This window comes from Pseudomonas sp. P1_C12, assembly GCF_056406435.1.
This window is the reverse complement of the sequence record NZ_JBFUAE010000016.1, coordinates 118969-144763: the sequence shown is the minus strand read 5'-3', so window position 1 is coordinate 144763 and position 25795 is coordinate 118969. Positions and strand designations below refer to the sequence as shown.

Here is a 25795-nt window from a genome sequence, read left to right as displayed (position 1 = left end):
GGGTGGCCGCCATCGGCCATCCTCGCGAGACGCTTGCATGCTCAATTACCTTTGGTTTTTCCTCGCCGCGCTGTTCGAAATTGCCGGTTGCTTTGCCTTCTGGATGTGGCTGCGCCAGGGTAAAAGCATGTGGTGGGTGGTGCCAGCGCTCCTGAGCCTGACCCTGTTCGCCCTGCTGCTGACCCGGATCGAAGCCACTTACGCCGGCCGTGCCTACGCCGCTTACGGTGGTATCTACATCATTGCGTCAATCGGCTGGTTGGCCGTGGTCGAGCGGATTCGTCCGCTGGGTTCGGACTGGCTTGGCGTGGCGCTGTGTGTGATCGGTGCGAGCATCATCCTGTTCGGACCGCGATTCTCCGCGTCCTGACAGATCGGCCCTACAATCAACCGTCCTGTCAGACTTTTCCGTAAGCGGGGTGTGTCAAGGGCTGTCAGTTCGGTCTGGATTGCTGTCAGAGCATTGTAGGCGTACGGCGGGCCGGGCATCTTCAAGGGCCAGTAATCCCTGAAGGACACTCCTTATGCTCGTACTCAGCCGCGTTGTGGGCGAAACCATTTCCATCGGTGAAAATATTTCCGTGCGCGTTCTCGCGATTAACGGAAACAACATTCGCTTTGGCGTCGAAGCGCCACAGGACGTCAAAGTTCACCGCTCGGAAATCTACGAACGTATCCAGAACAAACTGGCGAAGATCAAGGGACGCTGAAGGCTTCAGTCAAACAGGTGCTTGGGCACGTCGTGCTTGAGCATCAGTTGGCACTGCTCGCTTTCCGGGTCGAAGACAATCAGTGCCTGGCCCTTGGTCAAGGCTTGGCGTACGCGCAGTACGCGGGTTTCCAGTGGTGTGTCGTCACCATTGTCCGTGCCGTCGCGGGTCACGAAATCCTCGATCAGGCGGGTGAGGGTGTCGACTTCAAGTTGGTCGTGGGGAATCAGCATAGGCACCTCGGTTGGATCAATGGCGCGATGCTACGGCGATTGGGCTGTTGCGGCTAGCCTTGGGCTAATGTGTTGTCTGGTCCGGCGTCTTCGCGGGCAAGCCCGCTCCCACAGGTGATCGCATTCCCCCTGTGGGAGCGGGCTTGCTCCGGGCGGCGTTCCGACGAAAGCGGTTTACCTGGCGATGAAGCGCCCGGATCAGTTCTCCGACCGCTGCCCCACCAGGCTGTCCACCGAAGGCACCCGCGTATCGCTTTCCATCTGTGTGTCATGTTCGAGCTGATGGCTGAAGCGGTCCAGTGAACCCTTGGCCGGTTGCGCATCGCTGGCAAACACGGGCGGGCTGAGGATGTACGCACCGAGCAGGCGGCTCAGGGCGGCAAGGCTGTCGATGTGGGTGCGTTCGTAACCGTGGGTGGCGTCGCAGCCGAAGGCGAGCAGGGCGGTGCGAATGTCGTGGCCGGCGGTGACCGCTGAGTGTGCGTCGCTGAAGTAGTAGCGGAACAGGTCGCGGCGCGCCGGCAACTCGTTGTCGCTGGCCAGGCGCAGGAGGTGGCGCGACAGGTGATAGTCATACGGCCCGCCGGAATCCTGCATCGCGATGCATACCGCGTGCTCGCTGGAGTGTTGGCCTGGCGCGACCGGTGCGATGTCGATGCCGACGAACTCACTGACGTCCCAGGGCAACGCCGCCGCGGCGCCGCTGCCGGTTTCCTCGGTGATGGTGAACAGTGGATGGCAGTCGATCATCAGGTCTTCGCCACTGTCGACGATGGCTTTGAGCGCCGCCAGCAGCGCGGCCACCCCGGCCTTGTCGTCGAGGTGGCGGGCGCTGATGTGGCCGCTTTCGGTGAACTCCGGCAACGGGTCGAAGGCGACGAAATCGCCGACGCTGATGCCCAGCGACTCGCAGTCGGCACGGGTGGCGCAGTAGGCGTCCAGGCGCAATTCGATGTGATCCCAACTGATCGGCATCTCATCCACGGCGGTATTGAACGCGTGCCCGGACGCCATCAGCGGCAAGACGCTGCCGCGGATCACGCCATTGTCGGTAAACAGGCTGACCCGACTGCCTTCGGCAAAGCGGCTGGACCAGCAGCCGACCGGCGCGAGGGTCAGGCGGCCGTTGTCCTTCACCGCACGCACCGCCGCGCCGATGGTGTCCAGGTGAGCGGAAACGGCGCGGTCGGGGCTGCTTTTCTTGCCCTTGAGCGTGGCGCGGATGGTGCCACGACGAGTCAGCTCGAAGGGAATACCGAGTTCTTCAAGGCGCTCGGCGACGTAGCGCACGATGGTGTCGGTGAACCCGGTGGGGCTGGGAATGGCGAGCATTTCCAGCAGGACTTTTTGCAGGTAACCGAGGTCCGGTTCGGGGATTTTGCAGGTCATGGAAACTCCTGATGTATTGAGGCCATCGATGGTTTCGATGAGGGGATTTTTGTTGCCTGGGCTGGCCCCTTCGCTGGCAAGCCAGCTCCTACATTGGAACGCATTCCCCTGTAGGAGCGAGCTTGCTCGCGAAGGGGTCCGCCCAGGCAACACATCACTAAGAGACTGCCGGCTGGCTGTGCGGAAACAGCAAATCCACAAACCGCTCCGCCGTGGGCTGCGGTTCGTGGTTGGCCAGCCCGGCCCGTTCGTTGGCTTCGATAAACACGTAGTCCGGCTGGTCAGCGGCGGACACCATCAAGTCGAGGCCGACCATGGGAATGTCCAGCGCCCGCGCGGCCCGCACGGCGGCGTCCAGCAGCGTCGGGTGCAGGATCGCCGTGACGTCTTCAAGCACGCCGCCGGTATGAAGATTCGCCGTGCGTCGTACGAACAGATGCTCGCCGGCCGGCAGAATGCTGCTGTAGTCGTATCCGGCGGCCTGCAAGGTGCGCCGGGTTTCCGCGTCCTGCGGGATCTTGCTTTCGCCACCCGTGGCCGCCTGTCGCCGACGGCTCTGGGCTTCGATCAATGCGCCGATGGAGTGCTGGCCGTCGCCGACTACTTCGGCCGGCCGGCGAATGGCGGCGGCGACCACTTCAAAACCGATCACCACAATGCGCAGGTCGAGGCCTTCGTGGAAACCTTCCAGCAGCACGCGGCTGTCGAAGTGGCGAGCGGCTTCTATGGCTTGCTGCACCTCCTCAAGGGTACGCAAATCCACCGCCACCCCTTTACCCTGTTCACCATCCAGTGGCTTGACCACCACGCGCTGGTGTTCATCGAGGAACGCCAGGTTGTCATCGGCATTACCCGCCAGTTGCTGCGCCGGCAGGTTCAACCCGGCAGCCCTGAGCACTTTGTGGGTCAGGCTTTTGTCCTGGCACAGGGTCATGCTGACGGCGCTGGTCAGGTCGCTCAGGGATTCACGGCAGCGTACCCGGCGCCCGCCATGGCTGAGGGTGAACATCCCGGCGTCGGCGTCATCGACGTGCACATCGATGCCACGACGGTGTGCTTCCTCGACAATGATCCGCGCGTACGGGTTGAACGCGGCTTCCGGGCCGGGCCCGAGAAACAGCGGCTGATTGATGCCGTTCTTGCGCTTGATGGCGAAGGTCGTCAGGTTGCGAAAACCGAGCTTGGCGTAGAGGCTTTTCGCCTGGCGGTTGTCGTGTAGCACCGACAAGTCGAGGCAGGCGAGCCCGCGACTCATGAAGTGTTCGATCAAATGCCGCACCAGCACTTCACCGACACCCGGCCGCGCACAATGCGGGTCGACCGCCAGGCACCACAGACTGCTGCCGTTTTCCGGGTCGTTGAAGGCCTTGTGGTGGTTGAGGCCCATGACGCTGCCGATGACCGCGCCGCTGTCCTCGTCTTCGGCCAGCCAGTACACCGGGCCACCCAGGTGGCGCGCAGTGAGCCGGGTGGCATCGATCGGCAGCATGCCGCGGGCCTGGTACAGCTGATTGATCGCCTGCCAGTCGGCATCGCTTTGCGCGCGTCGAATGCGAAAACCGCGAAACACCCGGGTCGCTTGACGGTAATCACTGAACCACAGGCGCAAGGTATCGGACGGGTCGAGAAACAGCTGCGTCGGCTCCAGCCCCAGCACTTGCTGGGGCGCGGCGACGTACAGCGCAATGTCCCGTTCACCGGGCTGCTCGTTGAGCAACTCCCCGGCGAGGCTCGCGGCATCGGCAAAGGTATGGCCGATCAGCAAGCGGCCCCAGCCGCAATGCACGGCAATCGGCGCCCCGCCGAGTTCACAGCGATCCTCGGCCAGGCGTGCCTGCAAGCGTTCGTAGGAGGGTGACTGGCCGCGCAACAGACGTTGGCTGAAAGCCGTGGCGTGAGGTTTCATCGGTCAGATTCCTTGTTCGCTGAGCCACAGGTTGAGCGCCGCCAGTTGCCACAGTTTCGAGCCGCGCAACGGTGTCAATTGCCCCTGTGGATCGGTCAGCAGACGGTCGAGCATCGCGGGGTGGAACAGGCCGCGATCCTGGCTGGGATCGAGCAGCAACTCGCGCACCCACTCCAGCGTATCGCCCTGCAAATGCTTGAGGCCCGGCACCGGGAAGTAACCTTTCTTGCGGTCGATCACTTCACTGGGAATCACTTGTCGCGCGGCTTCTTTCAAGACGTGCTTGCCGCCGTCCGGCAGTTTGAAGCGCCCCGGAATCCGTGCCGACAGCTCCACCAGGCGATAGTCGAGAAACGGCGTGCGCGCTTCCAGGCCCCAGGCCATGGTCATGTTGTCAACGCGTTTGACCGGGTCGTCCACCAGCATCACCGTGCTGTCCAGACGCAAGGCCTTGTCCACCGCCGCATCGGCACCGGGCTTGGCGAAATGGGCTTTGACGAAGTCACCGGCGGCGTCATTCGCGGTCAGCCATTTCGGTTGCACGGTGGCGGCGTAGTCGTCGTAACTGCGGTCGAAAAACGCTTCGCGGTACGCGGCATACGGATCACTCGCGCCGTCCACTTGCGGATACCAGTGGTAACCGGCGAACAGTTCATCGGCGCCCTGGCCGCTCTGGACGACTTTGCAGTGTTTGGCCACCTCCCGTGACAACAGGTAGAAGGCAATGCAGTCATGGCTGACCATCGGTTCGCTCATGGCGCGGAATGCGGCGGGCAGTTGTTCGATGATCTCTTTTTCTTCGATGCGCAATTGGTGATGCTGCGTGCCGTAGTGCCGGGCGATCAGGTCGGAATACTGGAACTCGTCACCGCGCTCGCCGCCCGCATCCTGAAACCCGATGGAAAAGGTCGACAGATTGTCCACGCCGACTTCCCGCAACAGGCCCACCAGCAGGCTTGAATCGACGCCGCCGGACAAGAGCACGCCGACATCCACCGCTGCACGTTGGCGGATGGCAACAGCTTCGCGAGTGCTGACGAGCACACGGTCGCGCCAGTCTTCGAGGGTCAGATCCGTCTCATCGGCGTGAGGGCCGTAGGGCAGGGTCCACCAGGTTTTCTGTTCGGTGCGACCATCGGCTTCGATGCGCATCCAGGTGGCCGGCGGCAGTTTTTCAATGCCCGCCAGCAAGGTGCGCGGTGCCGGGACCACGGAGTGGAAATTCAGATAGTGATTGAGCGCTACAGGATCGAGGATCGGGTTGATGTCGCCGCCCTTGAGCAATGCCGGCAGCGCCGAAGCGAAGCGCAGGCGCTGGTCGGTGCGCGACAGGTACAGCGGTTTCACGCCGAGTCGGTCGCGGGCGATGAACAGGCGTTGGGCATCGCGCTCCCAAACGGCGAAGGCAAACATGCCGTTGAGTTTTGGCAGCAGCGCTTCGCCCCAGGCGTGATAGCCCTTGAGCAACACTTCGGTGTCGCCACCGGAATAGAAGGTGTATCCCAGGCTTTCAAGCTCGGCGCGCAATTCCGGAAAGTTGTAGATCGCCCCGTTGAAGGCCAGGGACAAGCCCAATTGCGGGTCGATCATCGGCTGCGCCGAGCCGTCCGACAGGTCCATGATTTTCAGGCGCCGATGGCCCAGGGCAACAGGCCCCTGGCTATGAAAGCCCCAGGCGTCGGGGCCGCGGGGGGCCAGGTGATGGGTGATTCGTTCAATGGCTGCAAGGTCTGCAGGTTGATGATCAAAACGTAACTCGCCAGCTAATCCGCACATAAATTCCTTACCGGTTTTTCCGTTGGGGAGGGTCGATCGATACCGCGCCAGAACGGCGGGTACTCAGAAAGTGACCCTCCTCGGTAAGGGGAGTTTTAGATCGATGAGTTATATGCGCGCCAGACCACGGCCGAATCGCCCCGTGAGGGCGACTTCGGCTGCTGTATCGATTACTTGCCCCGGATCAGGCGCCGCAGGGCAAACCGATTGGGATGGCAGGCTTCGGCCACGCTTCTGGGCAACGGCAGGGGTTCGTTGTCCAGCCAGGCTGCCAGCAGTTCTCCGGACAGCGGCGCGGTGATCAGGCCGCGCGAGCCGTGACCGCTGTTGATGTACAAACCGTCAAGCCATGGGCATTCGGCGTCTGGCACCTGCCGGGCATCCTTGCCCAGCGCTGCATAAGCCTGAGTGAACGCCTGGGTGTCGGCTAACGGGCCGACGATTGGCAAGTAGTCGGGGCTGGTGCAGCGAAAAGCGGCACGCCCCTGGAGGCTTTCAGGCGCAAGATTATCGGTCTGTAGACGCTCGACCAGATCGTGGGAAATCTCTTCGAGCATGGCCATGTTGCCCAGGTGTTCGGCCGTGGTCGGCGTCAGGTCATCGCTCTTGAAATCGAAACTGGCCCCCAGGGTGTGTTCGCCCAAACGGGCAGGGGCGACATAGCCTTCTGCACACACCACGGTGCTCAGGGCCTGGCTTTGCGGGGTTTGCGCCAGGCGGGTGATTTGTCCGCGAATGCGTTTGAGCGGCAACTCGGCGCTCTCGGGGAAGCGCTGGATTTCGGCTGCGCCGGCGAGCACCACCACGGGGGCGTCGGCAAGCAATCGCTCGCCGTCCCAGGCTTGCCAACGGCCTTCAACCTTGCGCAGTTCCAGCGCATCGTGATGGGTGAGCAATTGAATCTGTGGATGCGCAGCCTGCCACTGGCACAGCGCCGGTGGGTGGACCCACCCGCCTTCGGGATAGAACAGGCCCCCCTGTGCCAGCCCGATACCGGCCACGGCCTGTGCCTCGGGTTGATCCAGCAGGTGCAGCAAGTCCGCTGGAAACGCCGCGGCCAATTGCGCCTGGCGTTCGGCTTCCTTGGCATTGAAGGCCAGTTGCAACACGCCGCAATCGTCCCAGTCGCGACCCCGTTGCAAGTGTTCGAGCAGGCGTCGGGTGTAGCCGAAACCGCTGACGATCATTTGTGACAGCGCCGTGCCGTGGGCGGATAACTTCAGGTAGAGCACGCCCTGCGGGTTGCCCGAGGCTTCCCGGGCGATGTCGTCGTGGCGCTCCAGCACTGTCACTTGCCAGCCACGCGCGGCGAGGCTGGCGGCGCTGGCACAACCGGCCAGGCCGGCACCGATCACTAGAGCCTGGCGCTCGCCGGTCAGCGCTGCCGGGCGGGCGAACCAGGGTTTATCCAGGGCCGGGGCCGGCGTTTCCTGGGGCCAGCCGAGGAACTCGCCGCGCAGGATTTCCCATTTGTGGCCGATGCCAGGGGTACGTTTCATCTTGAAACCGGCGGCGTTGAGCAGGCGTCGCACCCACCCGGTGCTGGTGAAAGTGCTGATGGATGCACCAGGGGCGGCCAAGCGAGCCAGCTCGGCAAACAGTTCGGCGGTCCACATGTCGGGGTTCTTCGCCGGAGCGAAACCGTCGAGGAACCAGGCGTCGATTCGGGCATCGAGTTGAGGCAGTTGGTCTAATGCGTCACCGATCAGCAATGTCAGGGTCACGCGACCGTTATCCAGCGTCAGGCGCTGAAAACCCTGATGGATCGCCACGTACTGCGACAGCAATTGATCGGCAAACACCTTGAGTTCCGGCCACAGCGCCAGGGCTCGTTGCAAATCGGCCGGGCTCAACGGGTACTTTTCGACGCTGACAAAATGCAGCCGCGCTCCGGCCGCCGCGTGTTGTTCGAACACCTGCCAGGCACACAGAAAATTCAGTCCCGTGCCAAAGCCCGTTTCACCGATGACCAGGCGTCCGCCCTCCGGCAAGGCAGCAAAGCGTTCCGCCAAGCGGTTTTGCTCGATAAAGACATAGCGGGTTTCGTCCAGCCCCGACTGGTCGGAGAAATACACATCATCGAACACTCGCGAATACGGACGACCTTGGTCGTCCCAGTCGAGCTGGGCGTGGGGCAATTCAGGTTTCATGGCAGGCTCGGCAACGGCAAGGCCGCCATTCTAGCCGATCGACGGCGCGGTGCTTGATCCGTGGCAAGGTATGCATTGGCCGAGACCGGGAGAATCTCTGCTGACCTTCAGTTCAATCCGCTAGTCTTGCTCACATCTGGAAGGGAGCCGCTCATGTTTGAATCTGCTGAAATCGATCACGCCATTGACAAAGAAACCTACGACGCCGAAGTCCCGGCCCTGCGCGAAGCGTTGCTCGAAGCGCAATTCGAATTGCAGCAGCAACGCCGCTTTCCGGTGATCATTTTGATCAATGGCATCGAAGGTGCCGGTAAGGGTGAGACGATCAAGGTGCTCAACGAGTGGATGGACCCGCGCTTGATCGAGGTCCGCACCTTCGACCAGCAAACCGATGAAGAACTGGCGCGGCCGCCGGCCTGGCGGTACTGGCGGATGCTCCCGGCCAAGGGGCGCATGGGGATTTTCTTCGGCAACTGGTACAGCCAGATGCTGCAGGGGCGGGTCCATGGCGTGTTCAAGGATCCGCGACTGGACCAGGCGATCAACGGCGCCGAGCGCCTGGAAAAGATGCTGTGCGATGAAGGTGCGCTGATCTTCAAGTTCTGGTTTCACCTCTCCAAGAAGCAAATGAAGGCACGCCTCAAGGCGCTGGCCGACGACCCGCTGCACAGCTGGCGCATCAGCCCGCTGGACTGGCAGCAGTCGCAAACCTACGACAGGTTCGTGAAGTATGGCGAACGGGTGCTGCGCCGCACCAGCCGCGACTATGCACCGTGGCATGTGATCGCCGGGGTGGATGCCCATTATCGGAGCTTGGCCGTGGGGCGGATTCTGCTGGCGGGCCTGCAGGGCGCATTGCAGCGACCGACGATCCATCCGGAAAAGGTCAGCGCCGCGCCAGTGTTCCCCAGTGTCGATCAAGTGAACCTGATCGACAGCCTGGACCTGACCCTGCACCTGGACAAGGAAGATTACGAAGAACAGCTGATTACCGAGCAGGCGCGGTTTTCCGGGTTGATGCGCGACAAACGCATGCGCCGCCACGCGCTGGTGGCGGTGTTCGAAGGCAACGACGCGGCTGGCAAGGGCGGGGCGATCCGCCGGGTAGCGGCAGCGCTTGATCCGCGCCAGTACAGCATCGTGCCGATTGCCGCGCCCACCGAAGAAGAACGGGCGCAACCGTATCTGTGGCGCTTCTGGCGGCACCTGCCGGCCCGGGGCAAGTTCACCGTGTTCGACCGCTCCTGGTATGGCCGGGTGTTGGTGGAGCGCATCGAAGGGTTTTGCAGCCCGGCAGACTGGCTGCGTGCCTACAGCGAGATCAACGATTTCGAGGAACAACTGACCGATGCCGGGGTGATCGTGGTCAAGTTCTGGCTGTCCATCGACAAACAGACGCAACTGGAGCGCTTCGAGGAGCGCGAAAAGATTCCCTTCAAGCGCTTCAAGATCACTGACGATGACTGGCGCAACCGTGAAAAGTGGGATGACTATCGCGCGGCGGTTGGCGACATGGTCGACCGTACCAGCACCGAGATTGCGCCATGGACCCTGGTGGAAGCCAACGACAAGCGTTGGGCACGGGTCAAAGTCTTGCGCACCATCAATCGCGCACTGGAGGAGGCTTTCGAAAAATCCGACCGGCATGAGAACAAGAAGCGTAAGGACAAGGATTGAAGCGATGGTTGCGCATACGCGAGGTGAATGATTGTCGCGGTCGGTGAAGCGCTGGACTTATGCTCGGTCCACTCTCAACTGATAACAACAATGAGGTATGTCATGCGTGAAGTGGTGATCGTCGACAGCGTGCGGACCGGCCTGGCCAAATCCTTTCGCGGCAAATTCAACATGACCCGCCCGGACGACATGGCGGCACACTGTGTCGATGCACTGTTGCTACGCTCCGGTATCGATCCGGCGAGCGTCGAGGACTGCATCGTTGGTGCCGGTTCCAACGAAGGCGCCCAGGGTTTCAATATCGGTCGCAATGTCGCGGTGCTGTCGCGCCTGGGCATCGGCACGGCCGGCATGACCCTCAACCGCTTCTGTTCCTCGGGCTTGCAGGCGATCGCCATTGCCGCCAACCAGATCGCTTCGGGTTGCAGCGACATCATCGTCGCCGGCGGTGTCGAGTCCATCAGCATGACCATGAAAAGTGTCAATACCGACAACCTGATCAACCCGCTGCTCAAGGAACAGGTGCCGGGCATCTACTTCCCAATGGGGCAGACTGCTGAAATAGTCGCGCGTCGGTACGGCGTCAGCCGTGAAGAGCAGGACCTGTACGCGTTGCAAAGCCAGCAGCGTACTGCTCAGGCTCAGGCCGCCGGGCTGTTCTGCGATGAAATCGTGCCGATGGCGGTGAAGTATCGCGTCGAAGACAAAAACACCGGTCAGGTGCAGATCCTCGACGGTGTCGTTGATCGTGATGACTGCAACCGCCCGGACACCACCCTGGAAAGTCTGGCCGGGTTGAAGCCGGTGTTCGCCGAAGATGGCTCGGTCACGGCCGGCAACTCTTCGCAACTGTCTGATGGCGCGTCCATGACCCTGGTGATGAGCCTGGAAAAAGCGCTGGAACTGGGGCTCAAGCCGAAAGCGTTCTTTCGCGGTTTTACCGTGGCCGGTTGCGCGCCGGACGAGATGGGCATCGGCCCGGTGTTTTCGGTACCGAAACTGCTCAAGGCCAAAGGCTTGCGGATTGACGACATCGACCTGTGGGAACTCAACGAAGCGTTCGCCTCGCAGTGCCTGTACAGCCGCAACCGCCTGGAAATCGACAACGCCCGGTACAACGTCAACGGCGGCTCGATCTCCATCGGCCACCCGTTCGGCATGACCGGCTCGCGTCAGGTCGGGCATCTGGTTCGTGAATTGCAGCGACGCAATCTGCGTTACGGTGTCGTCACCATGTGCGTGGGAGGCGGGATGGGGGCAACCGGGCTGTTTGAGGCGGTGCGTTAAGCCTAGGGTTTTTTCGTTGTCCGCCAGATAGCTTTCGCGAGCAGGCTCGCTCCCACAGGTTTGGTGGCGTACACAACATTTGTGATCGCCGCTAATCATTGTGGGAGCGAGCCTGCTCGCGATGGGCGCACCTCGGTTGTACCCCCCAAAAAAAATACGACCCGCACAGTTTCATTCGCGGCCAGTCCGCAACTGTCCCTGTGTACGCCACCGCTGCGGGCCTAGAATGACGGCTCCTGTCAGTTGGCGTTGGGGTTCACATGCACATTTCATCGGGTCGCTGGGGTTACGGTCTGTTCCTGGCCTTGTTGACCGCGTTGTTGTGGGGAATCCTGCCGATCAAGCTCAAGCAAGTGCTGCTGGTGATGGACCCGGTGACGGTGACCTGGTTTCGCCTGTTGGTGTCTGGCGGCTGCCTGTTCATTTATCTGGCGGCCACCAGGCGTCTGCCTAGCCGCAAAGTGCTCGGTCCTCGCGGTGGCTGGCTGGTACTGATGGCGGTGCTCGGCCTGGTCGGTAACTATGTGCTGTATTTGATGGGCCTGAACCTGCTCAGCCCCGGCACGGCGCAACTGGTGGTGCAGATGGGGCCGATCTTGCTGCTGATCGCCAGCGTGTTCGTGTTCAAGGAGCGGTTCAGCCTGGGGCAGGGGATCGGGCTGTTGGTGCTGCTGATCGGTTTTGCGCTGTTTTTCAACCAGCGCTTGAGTGAATTGCTCACATCGCTGACCGACTACACCGCCGGCGTGCTGCTGGTGCTGTTGGCGTCCACGGTCTGGACCTTCTATGCCCTGGGGCAGAAGCAATTGCTGACGGTGTGGAATTCGCTGCAGGTGATGATGGTGATCTACCTGTTTTGCGCGCTGCTGTTGACGCCGTGGGTGCAACCGCTCGAAGCGTTGCAATTGAACCCGTTGCAGGGTTGGTTGCTGCTGGCGTGCTGCCTCAACACCCTGATTGCCTATGGCGCGTTTGCCGAGGCCCTGGCCCATTGGGAAGCCTCTCGGGTCAGCGCAACGCTGGCCATCACACCGCTGGTGACCTTTGTGGCGGTTGCCATGGCTGCATGGCTATGGCCTGACTATGTGCATGCCGAGACCATCAATGGTCTGGGTTATGGCGGTGCGGTGCTGGTGGTGCTGGGGTCGGCGCTGGTGGCGTTGGGGCCTTCGTTGATTGCCGGGCTCAAGGCAAGGAAGATGCGGGTGGCCTGAAGATCAAAAGATCGCAGCCTGCGGCAGCTCCTACATGCAAACGCGTATTCCCGTAGGAGCTGCCGCAGGCTGCGATCTTTTCGCTTCACTGCAAAACTCAGCCCTTGGCCCCAGCCTCCAGCATATTCTCCGGCCTTACCCACGCATCGAACTCTTCATCGGTCAGATACCCCAGTTGCAACGCCGCCTCGCGCAAGGTCAGGCCTTCGCTGTAGGCCTTCTTGGCGATCTTCGCCGATTTGTCATAGCCAATGTGCGGGTTGAGCGCCGTCACCAGCATCAGGCCTCGTTCCAGGTGTTCAGCCATTTTTTCCGCATCCGGCTCCAGACCGGCCACGCAGTGCTGCTGGAAGTTGCTGCAGCCATCACCCAGCAAACGGATCGATTGCAGCAGGTTGTGGATGATCACCGGTTTGAACACGTTCAGCTGCAAGTGGCCCTGACTGGCGGCAAAGCCGATGGCGACGTCGTTGCCCAACACCTGGCAGGCCAGCATCGACAAGGCTTCGCACTGGGTCGGGTTGACCTTGCCTGGCATGATCGAGCTGCCCGGTTCATTGGCCGGCAGCTTGACTTCGGCGAAGCCGGCGCGCGGACCGGAACCCAGCAGGCGCAGATCGTTGGCGATCTTCATCAGGGTCACGGCGAGGGTTTTCAGCGCGCCGGACAGCGTGGTCAGCGGCTCATGGCCGGCCAGTGCGGCGAACTTGTTCGGTGCGGTGATAAATGGCAAACCGGAGAGGGCGGCCAATTCTGCAGCGATGGCCTCACCGAAGCCGTGGGGTGAATTGAGCCCGGTGCCGACGGCCGTTCCGCCCTGGGCCAGCTCGCAGACCGCGGGCAGTGCGCTGCGGATCGCCCGTTCGGCGTAATCGAGTTGCGCGATGAACGCCGAGATTTCCTGACCGAAGCTGATCGGAGTCGCATCCATCATGTGGGTGCGGCCGGTCTTGACCAGTTTCATATGGCGGGCGGCCAACTCGGCCAGCCCGCCGGACAGTTCGCTGATCGCCGGCAGCAAGTGCTGTTGCACCGCCTGGACGGCGGCGATGTGCATGGCGGTGGGGAAGCAGTCGTTGGAACTCTGGGAGCGATTGACGTGATCATTGGGGTGCACCGGGGACTTGCCGCCACGGGGGTTGCCGGCCAGCTCGTTGGCGCGACCGGCGATCACTTCGTTGACGTTCATGTTGCTCTGGGTGCCGCTGCCGGTTTGCCAGACCACCAGCGGAAACTGGTCGTCGTGGTCGCCGCCGAGCACTTCGTCGGCTGCCTGCTCGATCAGGCGGGCGATGTCGGCGGGCACGTCGCCGTTGCGATCATTGACCCGTGCCGCGGCTTTCTTGATCAGCGCCAGGGCATGCAACACCGCCAGCGGCATGCGTTCGTTGCCAATGGCGAAGTTGATCAGCGAGCGTTGTGTCTGAGCGCCCCAGTAGGCTTCATCCGGGACTTCAACCTCGCCGAGGCTGTCGGTTTCGATACGGCTCATCTTGCTCACTCCTGTAGGTCCGATTGCGCAGTTTAGGCCGTGATCGACGGCCGTGGTTCCATCAGTCTGAATTTGACCATTCAACCCCTCTAAATCAGGTGCGACAAGGCTTGGGGTTGAGCGACAGACTTTTTTAGGCGCAGAATGGACGCCCTTGGGGTCTTACCTCGCCAGCTAGAAAAGGAAACTCGATGACTCGTCTTCGTGCCATCTGTACCGCCGTTGCTTTGGTCTGCGCCAGCGGCCAGGTTCTTGCCGACACCGCCAGCCATAACGCCAGTGCCGAGGCTTTCCTGACCATGGCGCACGCTGACAAACTGGGCACCCCGGTGTACATGCAAGTACAGCAGATGTTTGCCCAGCGTTTCGAACAGACCAAAGCTCCTGAGTCGAAAAAAGCCGTGCTGGAAACCTACCAGGCCAAGGCCAACGCCGCTCTGGACCAGGCCATTGGCTGGAACAAGCTGAAACCGGACATGGTCAAGCTCTACACCACCAACTTCACCGAATCCGAGCTCAAGGACCTGGTTGCGTTCTACCAGTCGCCACTGGGCAAGAAAGTCCTGGAAAAAATGCCTCAGCTGACCCAGCAATCGGCCCAGATGACCCAGGCCAAGCTGGAAAGCGCAGTGCCGGTGGTCAACAAGCTGTTGGCTGACATGACCGCCGAGCTGACGCCGAAAGACGCGGCTGCGCCAGCCAAGAAAAAGCCTTAAGCGGAGTTCGGTATGACCATGCAACAACGCATCGAATCGACACTGGCCCTGCTTCAGCCCGAGCATCTGCACGTGCTGGATGAGAGCCATATGCACAGCCGTGGGTTGCAGACCCATTTCAAGGCTGTGGTGGTCAGCGCACAGTTCGAAGGCCTGAACCGGGTCAAGCGCCACCAGAAGGTCTACGGCACGCTCGGCGAGCTGATGGGCGAGTTCCATGCGTTGGCGCTGCATACCTACACGCCGGAGGAATGGGCCCGGATCGACGCGGCCCCGGCCTCGCCGACCTGCGCTGGCGGTAGCGAGCATTAAGCTCAAAAGATCGCAGCCTGCGGCAGCTCCTACAGGAATACGCATTCCCATGTAGGAGCTGCCGCAGGCTGCGATCTTTTTTGTTAGAATGCCCAACGCGCCGCTAACCCGGCGCGTTTTTTTTCGCATCCGGTTCACCCCTTACGAGGGTAGCCACCTGGAGATTTACCCATGACACAACAGATTGTCGTGGCGGCACTGTATAAGTTCGTCACCCTGGAAGATTACGTCGCCCTGCGCGAGCCCCTGCTGCAAGCGATGGTCGACAACGGCATCAAAGGCACGCTGCTGATTGCCGAAGAGGGTATCAACGGCACCGTGTCCGGCAGCCGCGAAGGCATCGACGGGCTGATGGCCTGGCTCAAGAACGACCCGCGCATGGACGACATCGACCATAAAGAGTCGTACTGCGACGACCAGCCGTTCTACCGCACCAAAGTCAAGCTCAAGAAAGAAATCGTCACCCTCGGCGTGGAAGGCGTGGACCCGAACAAAAAGGTCGGCACTTACGTCGATCCGCAGGACTGGAACGCGCTGATCAGCGACCCGCAAGTGCTGCTGATCGACACCCGTAACGACTACGAAGTATCGATCGGTACCTTCGAAGGCGCCATCGATCCGAAAACCACCAGTTTTCGCGAATTTCCCGATTACATCAAAGCCAACTTCGACCCGGCCGTGCACAAGAAGGTCGCGATGTTCTGCACCGGTGGCATCCGCTGCGAGAAGGCCTCGAGCTACATGCTCAGCGAGGGCTACGGTGAGGTCTTTCACCTCAAGGGCGGCATCCTGAAGTACCTCGAAGAGGTGCCGCAGGAAGAAACCAAGTGGCAGGGCGACTGCTTCGTGTTCGACAACCGCGTGACCGTTCGTCACGACCTGAGCGAAGGCGACTACGATCAATGTCATGCCTGCCGCACGCCGGTGAGCGTGGAAGACCGCGCGTCCGAGCATTACGTGGCCGGCATCAGTTGCCCGCATTGCTGGGATAAGCTGAGTGAGAAGACCCGTCGCAGTGCGATCGACCGGCAGAAGCAGATCGAGCTGGCCAAGGCTCGAAACCAGCCTCACCCGATCGGCTACAACTACAAGCAAGCATCTTCCGAGGCCTGAGCCATGTCTGCGCGCCTGCTCTATGTGATGGACCCGATGTGTTCCTGGTGCTGGGGGTTTGCCCCGGTGGCCAACGCACTGGTCGAGCAGGCGCAAGCCGCAGGCGTGGAGGTGCATCTGATCGTGGGTGGTTTGCGCACCGGTAACGGTGCCGCACTGGAGCCGAGTACCCGGCGCTATATCCTCGAACACTGGCAGGCGGTCACCGAGGCCACCGGCCAGCCCTTCAAGCTTGAAGGCGCGTTACCCGATGGCTTTGTCTACGATACCGAACCTGCCTGCCGGGCACTGGTGACGGCGCGCACGCTGGCGCCGGATTGTGCCTGGAAACTGCTCGGGCTGATTCAGCACGCCTTTTACGCTGAAGGTCGCGATGTCACGCGTGCCAGTGTCCTGGTGGAGCTGGCAGAGCAGGCCGGTCTGCCGCGCATCGAATTCGCCGCCGCGTTCGACCGTGCCGATACGCACGCCGCGACATCTGCCGATTTCACTTGGGTCCAGGACCTGGGCATCGCCGGTTTTCCTACGTTGCTGGCTGAGCGAAATGGGCAGTTGGCGTTGTTGACCAATGGCTATCAGCCGTTGAGCGAGTTGTCCCCGCTGCTCGGCCGCTGGCTGGAGCGTGCTGCCTGTGCATGACCTGCCCGATGATGTTGCACCCGCTAAACGTGTCGACCGTCTGAGCTGGGCGGAAATCCGCCGACTGGCCCTGCATCACAAGAAATCCCTGTGGATCGCCAACGGCGTGGCCGTGCTGGCGACCTTGTGCAGCGTGCCGATTCCCTTGCTCCTGCCATTGCTGGTGGACGAGGTGTTGCTGGGGCACGGTGATGTGGCGCTGAAGATCATGAACCACGCGCTGCCCGAAGGCTGGCAGAAAGCCGCGGGCTACATCGGACTGATGCTGCTGGTGACCCTGACCCTGCGCTGCGCGGCGTTGATGTTCAACGTAGTGCAGGCGAAATTGTTCGCCGGACTGGCCAAGGACATCGTCTATCGCATTCGCATACGCCTGATCGAACGACTCAAGCGCATCTCGCTGGGCGAATACGAAAGCCTGGGCAGCGGCACGGTGACCACGCATCTGGTCACCGACCTGGACACCCTGGACAAATTCGTTGGCGAAACCCTCAGCCGTTTCCTCGTGGCCATGCTGACGCTGGTGGGCACTGCCTCCATCCTGATGTGGATGCACTGGAAACTCGCGCTGCTGATCCTGCTGTTCAACCCGCTGGTGATCTATGCCACGGTGCAGTTGGGCAAACGGGTCAAACACCTGAAGAAGCTCGAGAACGACAGCACCTCGCGCTTCACCCAGGCCTTGACCGAAACCCTGGATGCGATCCAGGAAGTACGCGCCGGTAACCGCCAGGGGTTTTTCCTCGGTCGCTTGGGGCAGCGCGCCCGGGACGTGCGCGACTATGCGGTGAACTCGCAATGGAAAACCGATGCGTCGAACCGCGCCAGCGGCTTGCTGTTCCAGTTCGGCATCGATATTTTCCGTGCCGCGGCGATGCTCACTGTACTGTTTTCCGACCTTTCAATCGGCCAGATGCTCGCGGTGTTCAGCTACCTGTGGTTCATGATCGGTCCGGTGGAACAACTGCTGAACCTGCAATATGCCTACTACGCAGCCGATGGTGCGCTGTCGCGGATCAACGAACTGCTGTCCCGTGACGATGAGCCCGAGTACTCGGGTGGAGTCGACCCGTTCAGTGGCCGCGAGACGGTCGGGCTGGAAGTACAGGGGTTGAGTTTCGGTTACGGTGATGAACTGGTCTTGAACCAGATGAACCTGTCCATCGCCCCCGGCGAAAAGGTCGCAATCGTCGGTGCCAGTGGCGGCGGCAAGAGCACGCTGGTGCAACTACTGCTGGGCTTGTATACGCCGCTGGCGGGCACCATTCGCTTTGGTGGTTCAACCCAGCAAGAGATCGGCCTGGAAACCGTGCGGGAAAATGTCGCCGTAGTCCTGCAACATCCGGCGCTGTTCAACGACACCATCCGCGCCAACCTGACCATGGGCCGCGAACGCAGTGACGAGGCCTGCTGGCAGGCACTGGAAATCGCCCAGTTGCACGCTACGGTCCGGGATTTGCCCAATGGCCTGGACAGCATCGTCGGGCGCTCCGGCGTGCGTTTGTCCGGCGGGCAGCGCCAACGCCTGGCCATCGCCCGGATGGTGCTGGCCGAGCCCAAGGTGGTGATCCTCGACGAAGCCACCTCGGCGCTCGATGCCGCCACCGAGTACAACCTGCACCAGGCACTGGCGCGGTTCCTGAGCAACCGCACCACACTGATCATTGCCCACCGTCTTTCGGCGGTAAAACAAGCCGATCGTGTGCTGGTGTTCGACGGCGGGCAAATTGCCGAGGATGGCGACCATCAGCAATTGATCGCCGAGGGTGGGTTATACGCCAAGCTGTATGGGCATTTGCAGCAGCATTGATCGGGCAAGCGTTTACTTCCAGATCACGTCGAGTGCATTGGGGCTGCCGTCATAGCCGAATTGTTTCATGACGACTGCGCAGGAGTCGCAGGGCGGCAAGGTGGTGGCGATCGTGATGAAATCCAGGTCTTTTGGATCTGGATATTTTTTGCGTATGACGCTAATGAGCTTGCTCTCAGTGTCCAGCGAGGTTGGGCGAGAGGTGAGCATAGGCGTGTATGTTTCAATATTGTCGATGGTATGGGGGATCGCCTGTAGCTTGCCCGCTGGGGTTATGCTTAGGGCGGTCTCCGGGAATCGGGTTCCTTTATCTATATTGAAGTAACGGGTACCGTCGACGGTTACCTCCTTTCTGTTAGCTGGATTTTGAAACATTGGCAGGAAACCGGTGTCACCTTTGCTGCCGGAAACGCTGACATAGATTTCACGCACCCCAGCTTTGGTCTTGATTTCGGCGAACGCAATATTCCTTGGGGCATGCACTGGTCGCTGGAGTTTTTGGCCGATGATGACTTGCAGTTGCTGCATCATCTTGTCGATGTTTAGAGCCAGGGGCTCGCCCCGACCCGATTGGATGGTGATGACTTTTTTCTGAAACAGATTATTGAAAACCTCCGCTGTCGTTTCACGCACGCTGTCCGGTGCTTTCTTGGACGGTGACCACGTGGCGGCACCATCCTCGGAACTTCTGATGATCATTCTGGTTTTATGATCGAAAAGAATTGCCTCCCCGGGACTGGTATCAACCTTGAGCAGCTCGAGTCGCTTGAGCGTATTGGGCTCGTGGACGCTAATTGGAATGGCAATTTCATCCATGGTTTTCATGGCGCGCTCGACGGCCTCGATGCCATGGATTCTTGCCATGTTGTTGGCATTCAGCGAGCCGGTGTAGACCACCATCAATTGCTCCTTCAGCGCTTCGGACAGCGTTGATGCTTGTTTGAATGTCAGCGGATTACCCAAGCTTCGTCCTTTTGCGAGTTCGGCAACGAAAAAGTCGCTGGCATTTAGGCGTGTAAACACATACCGCTTCGTGCCATCTGCCGCTTCGACAATAATGGCGCCGGCTCTAAGGGTATCCATTACACCCCGATCGGGAACACTGACCTTCACACGTCCAAAAATACCTTGGCAAAACTCGATGGTTGCACCGAGAGTCTCGTGTGTAGCAATCGATGCCCTTTTCATCGGTGTTCCCTTCGCGCCATTCGTATAGATACTATCTCCGAACCAGGGGGCCCAACCTTTGGTTTCATCGAAGCTGTTGATATCAGGAGTAGGGGCGGGGGCGCGAGTGACATAGCTCGTTTCGCATACATCGGCACCTGGGGCACGCCGTACCCGACAAGGCAAGGATCTGAGCATCGCCTGATCATCGATCAGGTCGGCGCGACGCAGCGTGTCGCCATCCAGCCGATACGGCACATCATCGATAAACAACGTAGTTCGGCCATCGACTTCAAGCACTTCCCGAATGCGGCTGTTTTCAGAAACTTCGACAATGACGTGATTTTTGGTGTTATCCAGGGAATTGTAATGCGATCTCCCTAACGAAATATCACCTGAGCGGGTGGTTAGCCGGGGACCGTAGGGTCTGGACGATAATGGATCGATAAAGTGGTAGTCGGCATTGTCGGGAATGGCCGATTTGCGTATGTGGATGTCGTCAATACCCTTGACGGTCGCTAACTGGTCACCCTTTACCAACGGTTTCCAGCGGCCCGCATCGCTGATCTGCGGCAGCTTGTGCGCGAAATCATAACTGCCAGCCTTGCCCGCCAGTTCCTTGATTCTGAGAAGGCTGAATCGGACAAGTTTCACCCCTCTGGCTCCCAATGCATGGAGCAGCGATCCAACACCGTCAACCGGATTCAGCGTTTGCAGGCTCGAAAACAACAGGTTTTTCGTCAGCGACACAAATGCGGGAAGTCTGGCGCGAAAGGTCAGTCGGCTTGCATTACTGATCAGTATTGCCGAGCCCGAGGCAAACTTGCCGATGGGTTGTGCAAAGGAAAGCAGGTCGGCAAACAGGCCGAACGTCCCGTTGATCAGGCGTGTTTTGTCGCCGGAGGCCAAGTCTTCGATGCTGTTCCAGAAAGGGATGAACATTTTCCCGATTTCGAGGGCTTTTTCACCCCGCGCCTCTTCGAGTTCGAAACGCGTTTGTCCGTAGGCGGCAATGCGAAGTTTTATCGGGTCCGTGAACAGCAGCTGAGTTGCAATGAAATGACTGATCGCCACGCAACGACTTGATGACAGCGTCAACGGGATAGTGTCTGCACTTTCCTCCGTCTCTGTTACGGTGGCGAAAGTGCTACCTAACTGTTCGATGATAGCCTGGCAAATCGCGTCTTCTTTCGGTTTGCTGCCCGTCGAATGAGCGTCCCAATCGAAGGGCAACGTCTTATGGCGCAGTACGCTGACGGAAACGGTCGATTTCAGACGCCACTTTTCCGTCTGGATGGCACCTCCCAAGTGTTCCGGGCCAAGGTTTTCAATACGACGTATGACGCCTGCTCTGGGCAGCAATTCGTAATACCTGGTTTCAATACCCTGTTCGTGACCCTGGGTTTCGCGCGTATGGATCGCCTGCAATATCAAGCCGTTGCGGGCTCGTAGCGGCAAGATCATTTCCGGCGTTTCATTCTGGGCCTCGATACCACGCGTTTCCTTTCTCAAGCTGTATACCCTGAGTTCGCCTAAGGCGATGGCCTGACGGTCGGCAAACGGGAGTGAGGCCAATTGACTTCTGATCAGTGTTTCATAGGCCGTTGTGGTCAATTGCAGATGGTGCTTGAAGTCGTTGTCGAACAGCGCTTTGACGTCGGGCAACCTGGTCTCCGGTGAGATAACCCACCGGGAGCCTGGTTTGCGCCATGGCCTTTCTCCGGTGACGATCCTTCGGCTCTCGTCTATTCGTATCCATTGTGTGCTAATGGTAGTGCCATCGCTTTGTGTCGCCCGCCAACTTTTCTGATCGTCGAACTTGCCGGATGCATAGACGTCGACAAACGAGTAATAGTCGTACTCCTTGCCTTCAAGCGGCGGCGTGTCACGAAAACTGGTCGGACCGGTAGTGTCCTTTCTAGCCAGTTTTCGACCATCCGAGATGAAGACATCCTCTCCAAAGATTGACTGCATTTTTGTTTTGGCGATCGCCAGTCGTTCGGGTGGTTTTTTATCGAGTTGAATGATGGCCTCATTCAACTCGTTTTTTTGGTTATCCAGTGCCGATAGCGCCAGATCAATCTCGCTCTGTGAATAGTTTTTAAGACTTTTTTGCGAAATAACCCCTTGGGTAACCGCCCAGTCCAGTGTCGGAAGCAGCCTCGCCAGAGCGATAAGATTCAATTGCTCTGGCGTTGCTCCGACGGTTCGTTTGATTGGCAGGTTGACCAATTGCTGGAAGGTCATCCGCTCGATCGAGTCAGGCTCCATGTCTTCGGCCAGCTTTACACCGTGGACAAAATTGACCCAAACAACAGAACTTCTATAGGGAAGATCAGCTGGAATGTCCGGGACTTGAAACGCTCGTGGAAATTCAGGTTGCAGCAAGCGCGCGAGCAAGATCGCCTCAGTCATTGATGACGCTCGCCGGGAGTCGAATAGGTGCTGTTCAAACTCAGCCCGGATACTCGGGTAACTCTTTCCCCAGTTCGAGCGTTGATGCCATGTGTATCCAGCGATATCAGCGGGTTTACCGCTCTTGTTTGTCCATAAGCGAATGGCTTTGCTGAGCAGTTTGATTCGTACGCCTGATGAGGTTTCTTCGCCGGGTTTTCCACCGTACCAGTTCAAGCCTTCCAACAGCGCCATTGCCAGTCGCTCTGACTCGGCGGAGCGCAAAATGCTTTCCAGCACTACCGTGGGCGTGACACGGACTTGAGCTTCGGTCGCATTGGGCACTGCGTTTTGAATCAGGTAGCTGAATAGCGAGCTTTCGGTTTCGGGAAGAAAACGCTTGACGATGGCAACGATATCTCTGTTCGTCAGTTGAGCGAGCAGGCTATCGATGGTCATAGCGGATGTCGGAGTGGCTCTCTGTATGGTTTTGAGTAGTTCTCGGTCTTCAGCTGTGGGTGAACGATTCAAGGAGTCGATATCAACACCACTGAAGAGTTGCAATGAGTGACTGGCGCGTCTTTCCTCCAGTTTGTGAATTAGCGACTCCATTTCAGTGGTGTTTTGAGTTTGCGCTGCCGGTAACGCGTAATACGTCAGAACCTGAGGAAGGCTGAGCAACTTATCCGAGCGCAATTGTCCGCCTATGCTGAGAGCTATCGGCTCGATTTTTTCGGTCAGTTCGCGCCAGCCAGGTTTTTCAGTCATGGAGAGAATGACTTCGGCACCCTTCTGGTCAACCGTCGTGTAAACGCTGCGTCCTCCTGCTGTAGACACAGATAAAAAACTCATGATCTTCAACTTTTCGACAAGTGCCAGATAGTCCGGGTGTCTGAGCAAGCTGTGCAAGTGGGTTTGCCCGACGTCATGTTCCTGGGCAAGGGGGGAGTGAGGCTGGGGAGATAAATAGATGCCGGCCAGAGCAAGGCCTCGCGCCTTGGCATCACGTAGACGGCCTAGCAGCGCGTCGTATTCTGCGAGTTGACCCAGATATTGTTGGTATGGGGTTGGTGCCGAAGCATTTGTGGTATGCATAAACAGTGACATCTCTTGATAGGAGGGACGTCAGTCTCGATGCAACAAGGACTGTCTTTGCGGTACATATATATTGGCTGTGTTGATGTTCGAAGCTTTGATCAGCTTGTCGGGACGACGAAGGCACCCTAGTCTAGCTGTAGCGATTTTCGTCCGGACGACAATCGAGCAGCTCTAATGTAAGGGACCTCATGAATCAAAAGCGGACTCTCGGAACGCCACGGCTGTTGGGCATCGTCTGGCCATTTATCGCCGTTGTGGTGTTTCAGGCCCTCTTGGGCGGTGTCAGCCTTTATGTACTGTCGGCTGTTCGCGGTTATGTCGCCGGTGAGAGCCTGTGGTCCAAGGGCCAGAAAGACGCCATCTATTACCTCAATCTCTACGCCGACAGCGGCGACGAAGCGATTTTTCATAAATACCAGAACGCCATTTCCGTGCCTCAGGGTGGGCATGAATTGCGTGTGGCGCTGGATCATCGGCCGCCGAACATCGAGGCGGCACGTGTGGCGATCCTCAAGGGCGGCAACCATCCGGATGACATCACCAGTGTGATCTGGTTGTACCTGAATTTCCGGCACTTCAGTTACCACGAGAAAGCCATCGACCTTTGGAGGGTGGGCGACGCGTATCTGGTGCAACTCGATGCCATTGCGCAGGAGATGCATCAGCGCATCACCACCAGGCAGGCCACCGATGCCGATATCAAGCGCTGGAAGGATCAGATATTCGTCATCAACGAAAGTGTGACACCGGCGGCGAAGGCCTTCAGCGATGCCTTGGGCGAAGGCTCGCGGATGATCCTGCGACTGTTGCTGGTGACCAACCTCGCCACCGCCCTGGGTTTGATTGTATTGGCCTTGATGCGCACCCATAAACTGCTCAAGCAGCGCCATGCCTTCGCCGATGCGCTGCAACTGGAGAAAGAGCGGGCGCAGATCACTCTGCAATCGATTGGCGACGGCGTGATCACCACGGATGTTTCCGGTGCGATTGCCTACATGAATCCGGCGGCCGAGGCATTGACCCACTGGAAGGCCGAGCAGGCGACAGGGTTGCCGCTGGCGGCGCTGTTCAACCTGCTGGATGAAAATGCACAGACCGACGGTTTCACCCTGATCGAGCATATTCTGAGCGGTCAACTCAGTGGCGGCAGTGAGCACTCCAAGTTGATTCAACGCCTGGACGGCAGCACGGTGTCGGTCACGCTGGTGGGTGCTCCGATCCGCAATGCCGGCAAAGTCAGCGGAACGGTGCTGGTGCTGCATGACATGACCCAAGAGCGGCAATACATCGCCAATCTGTCGTGGCAGGCGACCCACGACGCCTTGACCGGGCTTGCCAACCGCCGCGAATTCGAATATCGCCTGGAACAGGCGCTGCACAACCTGACCCGCCATTCGGGTCGCCATGCCCTGATGTTCCTCGATCTGGATCAGTTCAAGCTGGTCAACGATACCTGTGGTCACGCGGCGGGCGACGAACTGTTGCGGCATATCTGTGCCTTGTTGCAATCCGGGTTGCGCGAAGGCGATACCCTGGCACGCCTTGGCGGCGACGAGTTCGGTATCCTGCTGGAAAACTGCGCACCGGAAGCGGCGGAGAAAATTGCCGAGAGCCTGCGTCAGACTGTGCAGAATCTGCATTTTGTCTGGAAGGGCCGGCCTTTCGTGACCACTGTCAGTATCGGACTGGTCCATGTTGCGCAGAATCCGACGACGCTCGAAGCCTCGCTGCGTGCTGCCGACATGGCGTGCTACATGGCCAAGGAAAAGGGCCGGAACCGGGTCCAGGTCTATCATCCGGATGACTCGGAATTGTCCCTGCGCTTCGGCGAAATGGCCTGGGTGCAGCGTTTGCACATGGCGCTGGAGGAGGACCGCTTCTGCTTGTACGCCCAGGAAATCGCATCCCTCGGTCATACCGAGCATGGCAGTGGGCATATCGAAATCCTGTTGCGGTTGCATGATGAGGCGGGGCGCATGATCTTGCCCGACAGTTTCATCCCGGCCGCCGAACGCTATGGCCTGATGAGCTCTCTGGACCGCTGGGTTGTGCAGAACGTGTTCAAGATCATTGCCCAGTGTCAGGCCGAACAGCACCAGGGGCCGCTGGCCATGTGTGCGATCAATCTGTCAGGCACGACGATCGGGGATGAGGCGTTTCTGGACTTCCTGCGCGAACAGTTTGTGACGTATTCGATTCCGCCTGAAATGATTTGTTTTGAAATTACTGAGACCAGTGCTATTTCAAATCTTGGCAGCGCCATTCGATTCATTAATGAACTCAAAGGCTTAGGATGCTATTTTTCACTGGATGATTTTTGTGCCGGAATGTCCTCATTCGCGTATCTGAAACATTTGCCTGTAGACTTCCTGAAGATCGATGGGAGTTTCGTAAAGGATATGCTGGACGACCCGATTAACCGCGCCATGGTCGAAGTGATCAATCACATCGGTCATGTCATGGGTAAGCGCACGATTGCCGAGTTTGTCGAAACGCCCCAGATCGAGCAGGCATTGCTGGAGATCGGGGTGGATTACGCTCAAGGGTATGTGATTGAACGCCCGCATTTGTTTACCTTTGATAGCCTGTTAAGTCGTCCCGCCAGGCCTCAGCCTCTGTTGTTCAAGGCCCCTGGCACGTTCCGTTGAAACTCCTGCCGGTCTTACAATCACAATCAAAAGGAGCTCGACAGTGATCGATACATTCAACCGA

Annotated in this window: 18 protein-coding genes; 11 read left to right on the top strand and 7 right to left on the bottom strand. The window is 59.5% G+C overall.

Annotated elements, in window-relative coordinates:
* Positions 1–37 precede the first annotated feature (37 nt).
* Both AC1D19_RS24165 and csrA read left to right on the top strand, forming a co-directional pair.
* Complete coding sequence (locus AC1D19_RS24165) at positions 38–370, top strand: YnfA family protein (RefSeq protein WP_008004345.1); 333 nt, start codon at positions 38–40, stop codon at positions 368–370.
* Positions 371–524: 154 nt separating this feature from the next.
* Positions 525–710 carry a carbon storage regulator CsrA gene (gene csrA / locus AC1D19_RS24160; RefSeq protein ID WP_477764765.1) on the top strand — a complete coding sequence of 62 codons (186 nt, stop codon included), beginning with the start codon at positions 525–527 and terminating at the stop codon, positions 708–710.
* 5 nt (positions 711–715) lie between these two features.
* Here the strand turns inward: csrA and AC1D19_RS24155 are convergent, their stop codons facing one another.
* From AC1D19_RS24155 to mnmC, 5 genes are all read right to left on the bottom strand, one after another.
* On the bottom strand, positions 716–943 hold the full coding sequence (locus AC1D19_RS24155) for a YheU family protein (protein WP_003199186.1): 228 nt from the start codon (positions 941–943) through the stop codon (positions 716–718).
* Positions 944–1141: 198 nt separating this feature from the next.
* Positions 1142–2332, bottom strand: coding sequence for an osmoprotectant NAGGN system M42 family peptidase (locus AC1D19_RS24150; protein WP_477764764.1), 1191 nt, complete (start codon positions 2330–2332; stop codon positions 1142–1144).
* 157 nt (positions 2333–2489) lie between these two features.
* The gene (gene ngg / locus AC1D19_RS24145; protein WP_477764763.1) at positions 2490–4238 is read right to left on the bottom strand and encodes an N-acetylglutaminylglutamine synthetase; all 1749 of its coding nucleotides are present in this window, start codon (positions 4236–4238) and stop codon (positions 2490–2492) included.
* Between the two features lie 3 nt (positions 4239–4241).
* Positions 4242–6014: an N-acetylglutaminylglutamine amidotransferase gene (locus AC1D19_RS24140; RefSeq protein WP_477764762.1), complete on the bottom strand. Its 1773-nt coding sequence runs from the start codon at positions 6012–6014 to the stop codon at positions 4242–4244.
* A 170-nt stretch (positions 6015–6184) separates the two neighbouring features.
* On the bottom strand, positions 6185–8164 hold the full coding sequence (gene mnmC / locus AC1D19_RS24135; RefSeq protein WP_477764761.1) for a bifunctional tRNA (5-methylaminomethyl-2-thiouridine)(34)-methyltransferase MnmC2/FAD-dependent 5-carboxymethylaminomethyl-2-thiouridine(34) oxidoreductase MnmC1: 1980 nt from the start codon (positions 8162–8164) through the stop codon (positions 6185–6187).
* Between the two features lie 153 nt (positions 8165–8317).
* Between mnmC and pap the strand changes: the two genes are divergently transcribed.
* The 3 genes from pap (at position 8318) to AC1D19_RS24120 (ending at position 12342) form a co-directional block, all read left to right on the top strand.
* The gene (pap, locus tag AC1D19_RS24130; protein ID WP_477754911.1) at positions 8318–9841 is read left to right on the top strand and encodes a polyphosphate:AMP phosphotransferase; all 1524 of its coding nucleotides are present in this window, start codon (positions 8318–8320) and stop codon (positions 9839–9841) included.
* Between the two features lie 102 nt (positions 9842–9943).
* Positions 9944–11128, top strand: coding sequence for a thiolase family protein (locus AC1D19_RS24125; protein WP_477764760.1), 1185 nt, complete (start codon positions 9944–9946; stop codon positions 11126–11128).
* Between the two features lie 260 nt (positions 11129–11388).
* Complete coding sequence (locus AC1D19_RS24120; RefSeq protein WP_477764759.1) at positions 11389–12342, top strand: DMT family transporter; 954 nt, start codon at positions 11389–11391, stop codon at positions 12340–12342.
* A gap of 97 nt (positions 12343–12439) precedes the next feature.
* Here AC1D19_RS24120 and AC1D19_RS24115 read toward each other — a convergent pair whose 3' ends face one another.
* Complete coding sequence (locus AC1D19_RS24115; RefSeq protein ID WP_477754613.1) at positions 12440–13834, bottom strand: class II fumarate hydratase; 1395 nt, start codon at positions 13832–13834, stop codon at positions 12440–12442.
* A 191-nt stretch (positions 13835–14025) separates the two neighbouring features.
* Between AC1D19_RS24115 and AC1D19_RS24110 the strand changes: the two genes are divergently transcribed.
* The 5 genes from AC1D19_RS24110 to AC1D19_RS24090 all read left to right on the top strand — a co-directional run bounded on the left by AC1D19_RS24110 (position 14026) and on the right by AC1D19_RS24090 (position 18424).
* A complete protein-coding gene (locus AC1D19_RS24110) occupies positions 14026–14550 on the top strand; it encodes a DUF2059 domain-containing protein (protein WP_007997268.1) in 525 nt (174 codons plus the stop codon).
* A gap of 12 nt (positions 14551–14562) precedes the next feature.
* Positions 14563–14862 carry a BolA family protein gene (locus tag AC1D19_RS24105; RefSeq protein ID WP_477754612.1) on the top strand — a complete coding sequence of 100 codons (300 nt, stop codon included), beginning with the start codon at positions 14563–14565 and terminating at the stop codon, positions 14860–14862.
* Positions 14863–15033: 171 nt separating this feature from the next.
* Positions 15034–15975: an oxygen-dependent tRNA uridine(34) hydroxylase TrhO gene (gene trhO, locus AC1D19_RS24100; protein ID WP_477764758.1), complete on the top strand. Its 942-nt coding sequence runs from the start codon at positions 15034–15036 to the stop codon at positions 15973–15975.
* Between the two features lie 36 nt (positions 15976–16011).
* The gene (locus AC1D19_RS24095) at positions 16012–16614 is read left to right on the top strand and encodes a DsbA family protein (RefSeq protein WP_477754615.1); all 603 of its coding nucleotides are present in this window, start codon (positions 16012–16014) and stop codon (positions 16612–16614) included.
* A complete protein-coding gene (locus tag AC1D19_RS24090) occupies positions 16607–18424 on the top strand; it encodes an ABC transporter ATP-binding protein (RefSeq protein WP_477764773.1) in 1818 nt (605 codons plus the stop codon). The genes AC1D19_RS24095 and AC1D19_RS24090 overlap by 8 nt, the downstream gene beginning before the upstream one ends.
* Positions 18425–18436: 12 nt before the next feature.
* Here the strand turns inward: AC1D19_RS24090 and AC1D19_RS24085 are convergent, their stop codons facing one another.
* Entirely contained in the window at positions 18437–23080 is a 4644-nt protein-coding gene (locus tag AC1D19_RS24085) for a hypothetical protein (RefSeq protein WP_477764757.1), read from the bottom strand.
* A gap of 191 nt (positions 23081–23271) precedes the next feature.
* Between AC1D19_RS24085 and AC1D19_RS24080 the strand changes: the two genes are divergently transcribed.
* Complete coding sequence (locus tag AC1D19_RS24080; protein WP_477764756.1) at positions 23272–25731, top strand: EAL domain-containing protein; 2460 nt, start codon at positions 23272–23274, stop codon at positions 25729–25731.
* Positions 25732–25795 lie beyond the last annotated feature (64 nt).

Bases quoted from the DNA above. Each gene is read 5' to 3' on its own strand.
- AC1D19_RS24080 (WP_477764756.1), top strand. From the start codon at position 23,272: ATGAATCAAAAGCGGACTCTCGGAACGCCACGGCTGTTGGGCATCGTC.
- AC1D19_RS24150 (WP_477764764.1), bottom strand. From the start codon at position 2,332: ATGACCTGCAAAATCCCCGAACCGGACCTCGGTTACCTGCAAAAAGTC.
- AC1D19_RS24120 (WP_477764759.1), top strand. From the start codon at position 11,389: ATGCACATTTCATCGGGTCGCTGGGGTTACGGTCTGTTCCTGGCCTTG.
- AC1D19_RS24155 (WP_003199186.1), bottom strand. From the start codon at position 943: ATGCTGATTCCCCACGACCAACTTGAAGTCGACACCCTCACCCGCCTG.
- AC1D19_RS24125 (WP_477764760.1), top strand. From the start codon at position 9,944: ATGCGTGAAGTGGTGATCGTCGACAGCGTGCGGACCGGCCTGGCCAAA.
- pap (WP_477754911.1), top strand. From the start codon at position 8,318: ATGTTTGAATCTGCTGAAATCGATCACGCCATTGACAAAGAAACCTAC.
- AC1D19_RS24115 (WP_477754613.1), bottom strand. From the start codon at position 13,834: ATGAGCCGTATCGAAACCGACAGCCTCGGCGAGGTTGAAGTCCCGGAT.
- AC1D19_RS24140 (WP_477764762.1), bottom strand. From the start codon at position 6,014: ATGTGCGGATTAGCTGGCGAGTTACGTTTTGATCATCAACCTGCAGAC.
- AC1D19_RS24105 (WP_477754612.1), top strand. From the start codon at position 14,563: ATGACCATGCAACAACGCATCGAATCGACACTGGCCCTGCTTCAGCCC.
- AC1D19_RS24165 (WP_008004345.1), top strand. From the start codon at position 38: ATGCTCAATTACCTTTGGTTTTTCCTCGCCGCGCTGTTCGAAATTGCC.
- AC1D19_RS24110 (WP_007997268.1), top strand. From the start codon at position 14,026: ATGACTCGTCTTCGTGCCATCTGTACCGCCGTTGCTTTGGTCTGCGCC.
- trhO (WP_477764758.1), top strand. From the start codon at position 15,034: ATGACACAACAGATTGTCGTGGCGGCACTGTATAAGTTCGTCACCCTG.
- mnmC (WP_477764761.1), bottom strand. From the start codon at position 8,164: ATGAAACCTGAATTGCCCCACGCCCAGCTCGACTGGGACGACCAAGGT.
- AC1D19_RS24085 (WP_477764757.1), bottom strand. From the start codon at position 23,080: ATGCATACCACAAATGCTTCGGCACCAACCCCATACCAACAATATCTG.
- ngg (WP_477764763.1), bottom strand. From the start codon at position 4,238: ATGAAACCTCACGCCACGGCTTTCAGCCAACGTCTGTTGCGCGGCCAG.
- AC1D19_RS24095 (WP_477754615.1), top strand. From the start codon at position 16,012: ATGTGTTCCTGGTGCTGGGGGTTTGCCCCGGTGGCCAACGCACTGGTC.
- csrA (WP_477764765.1), top strand. From the start codon at position 525: ATGCTCGTACTCAGCCGCGTTGTGGGCGAAACCATTTCCATCGGTGAA.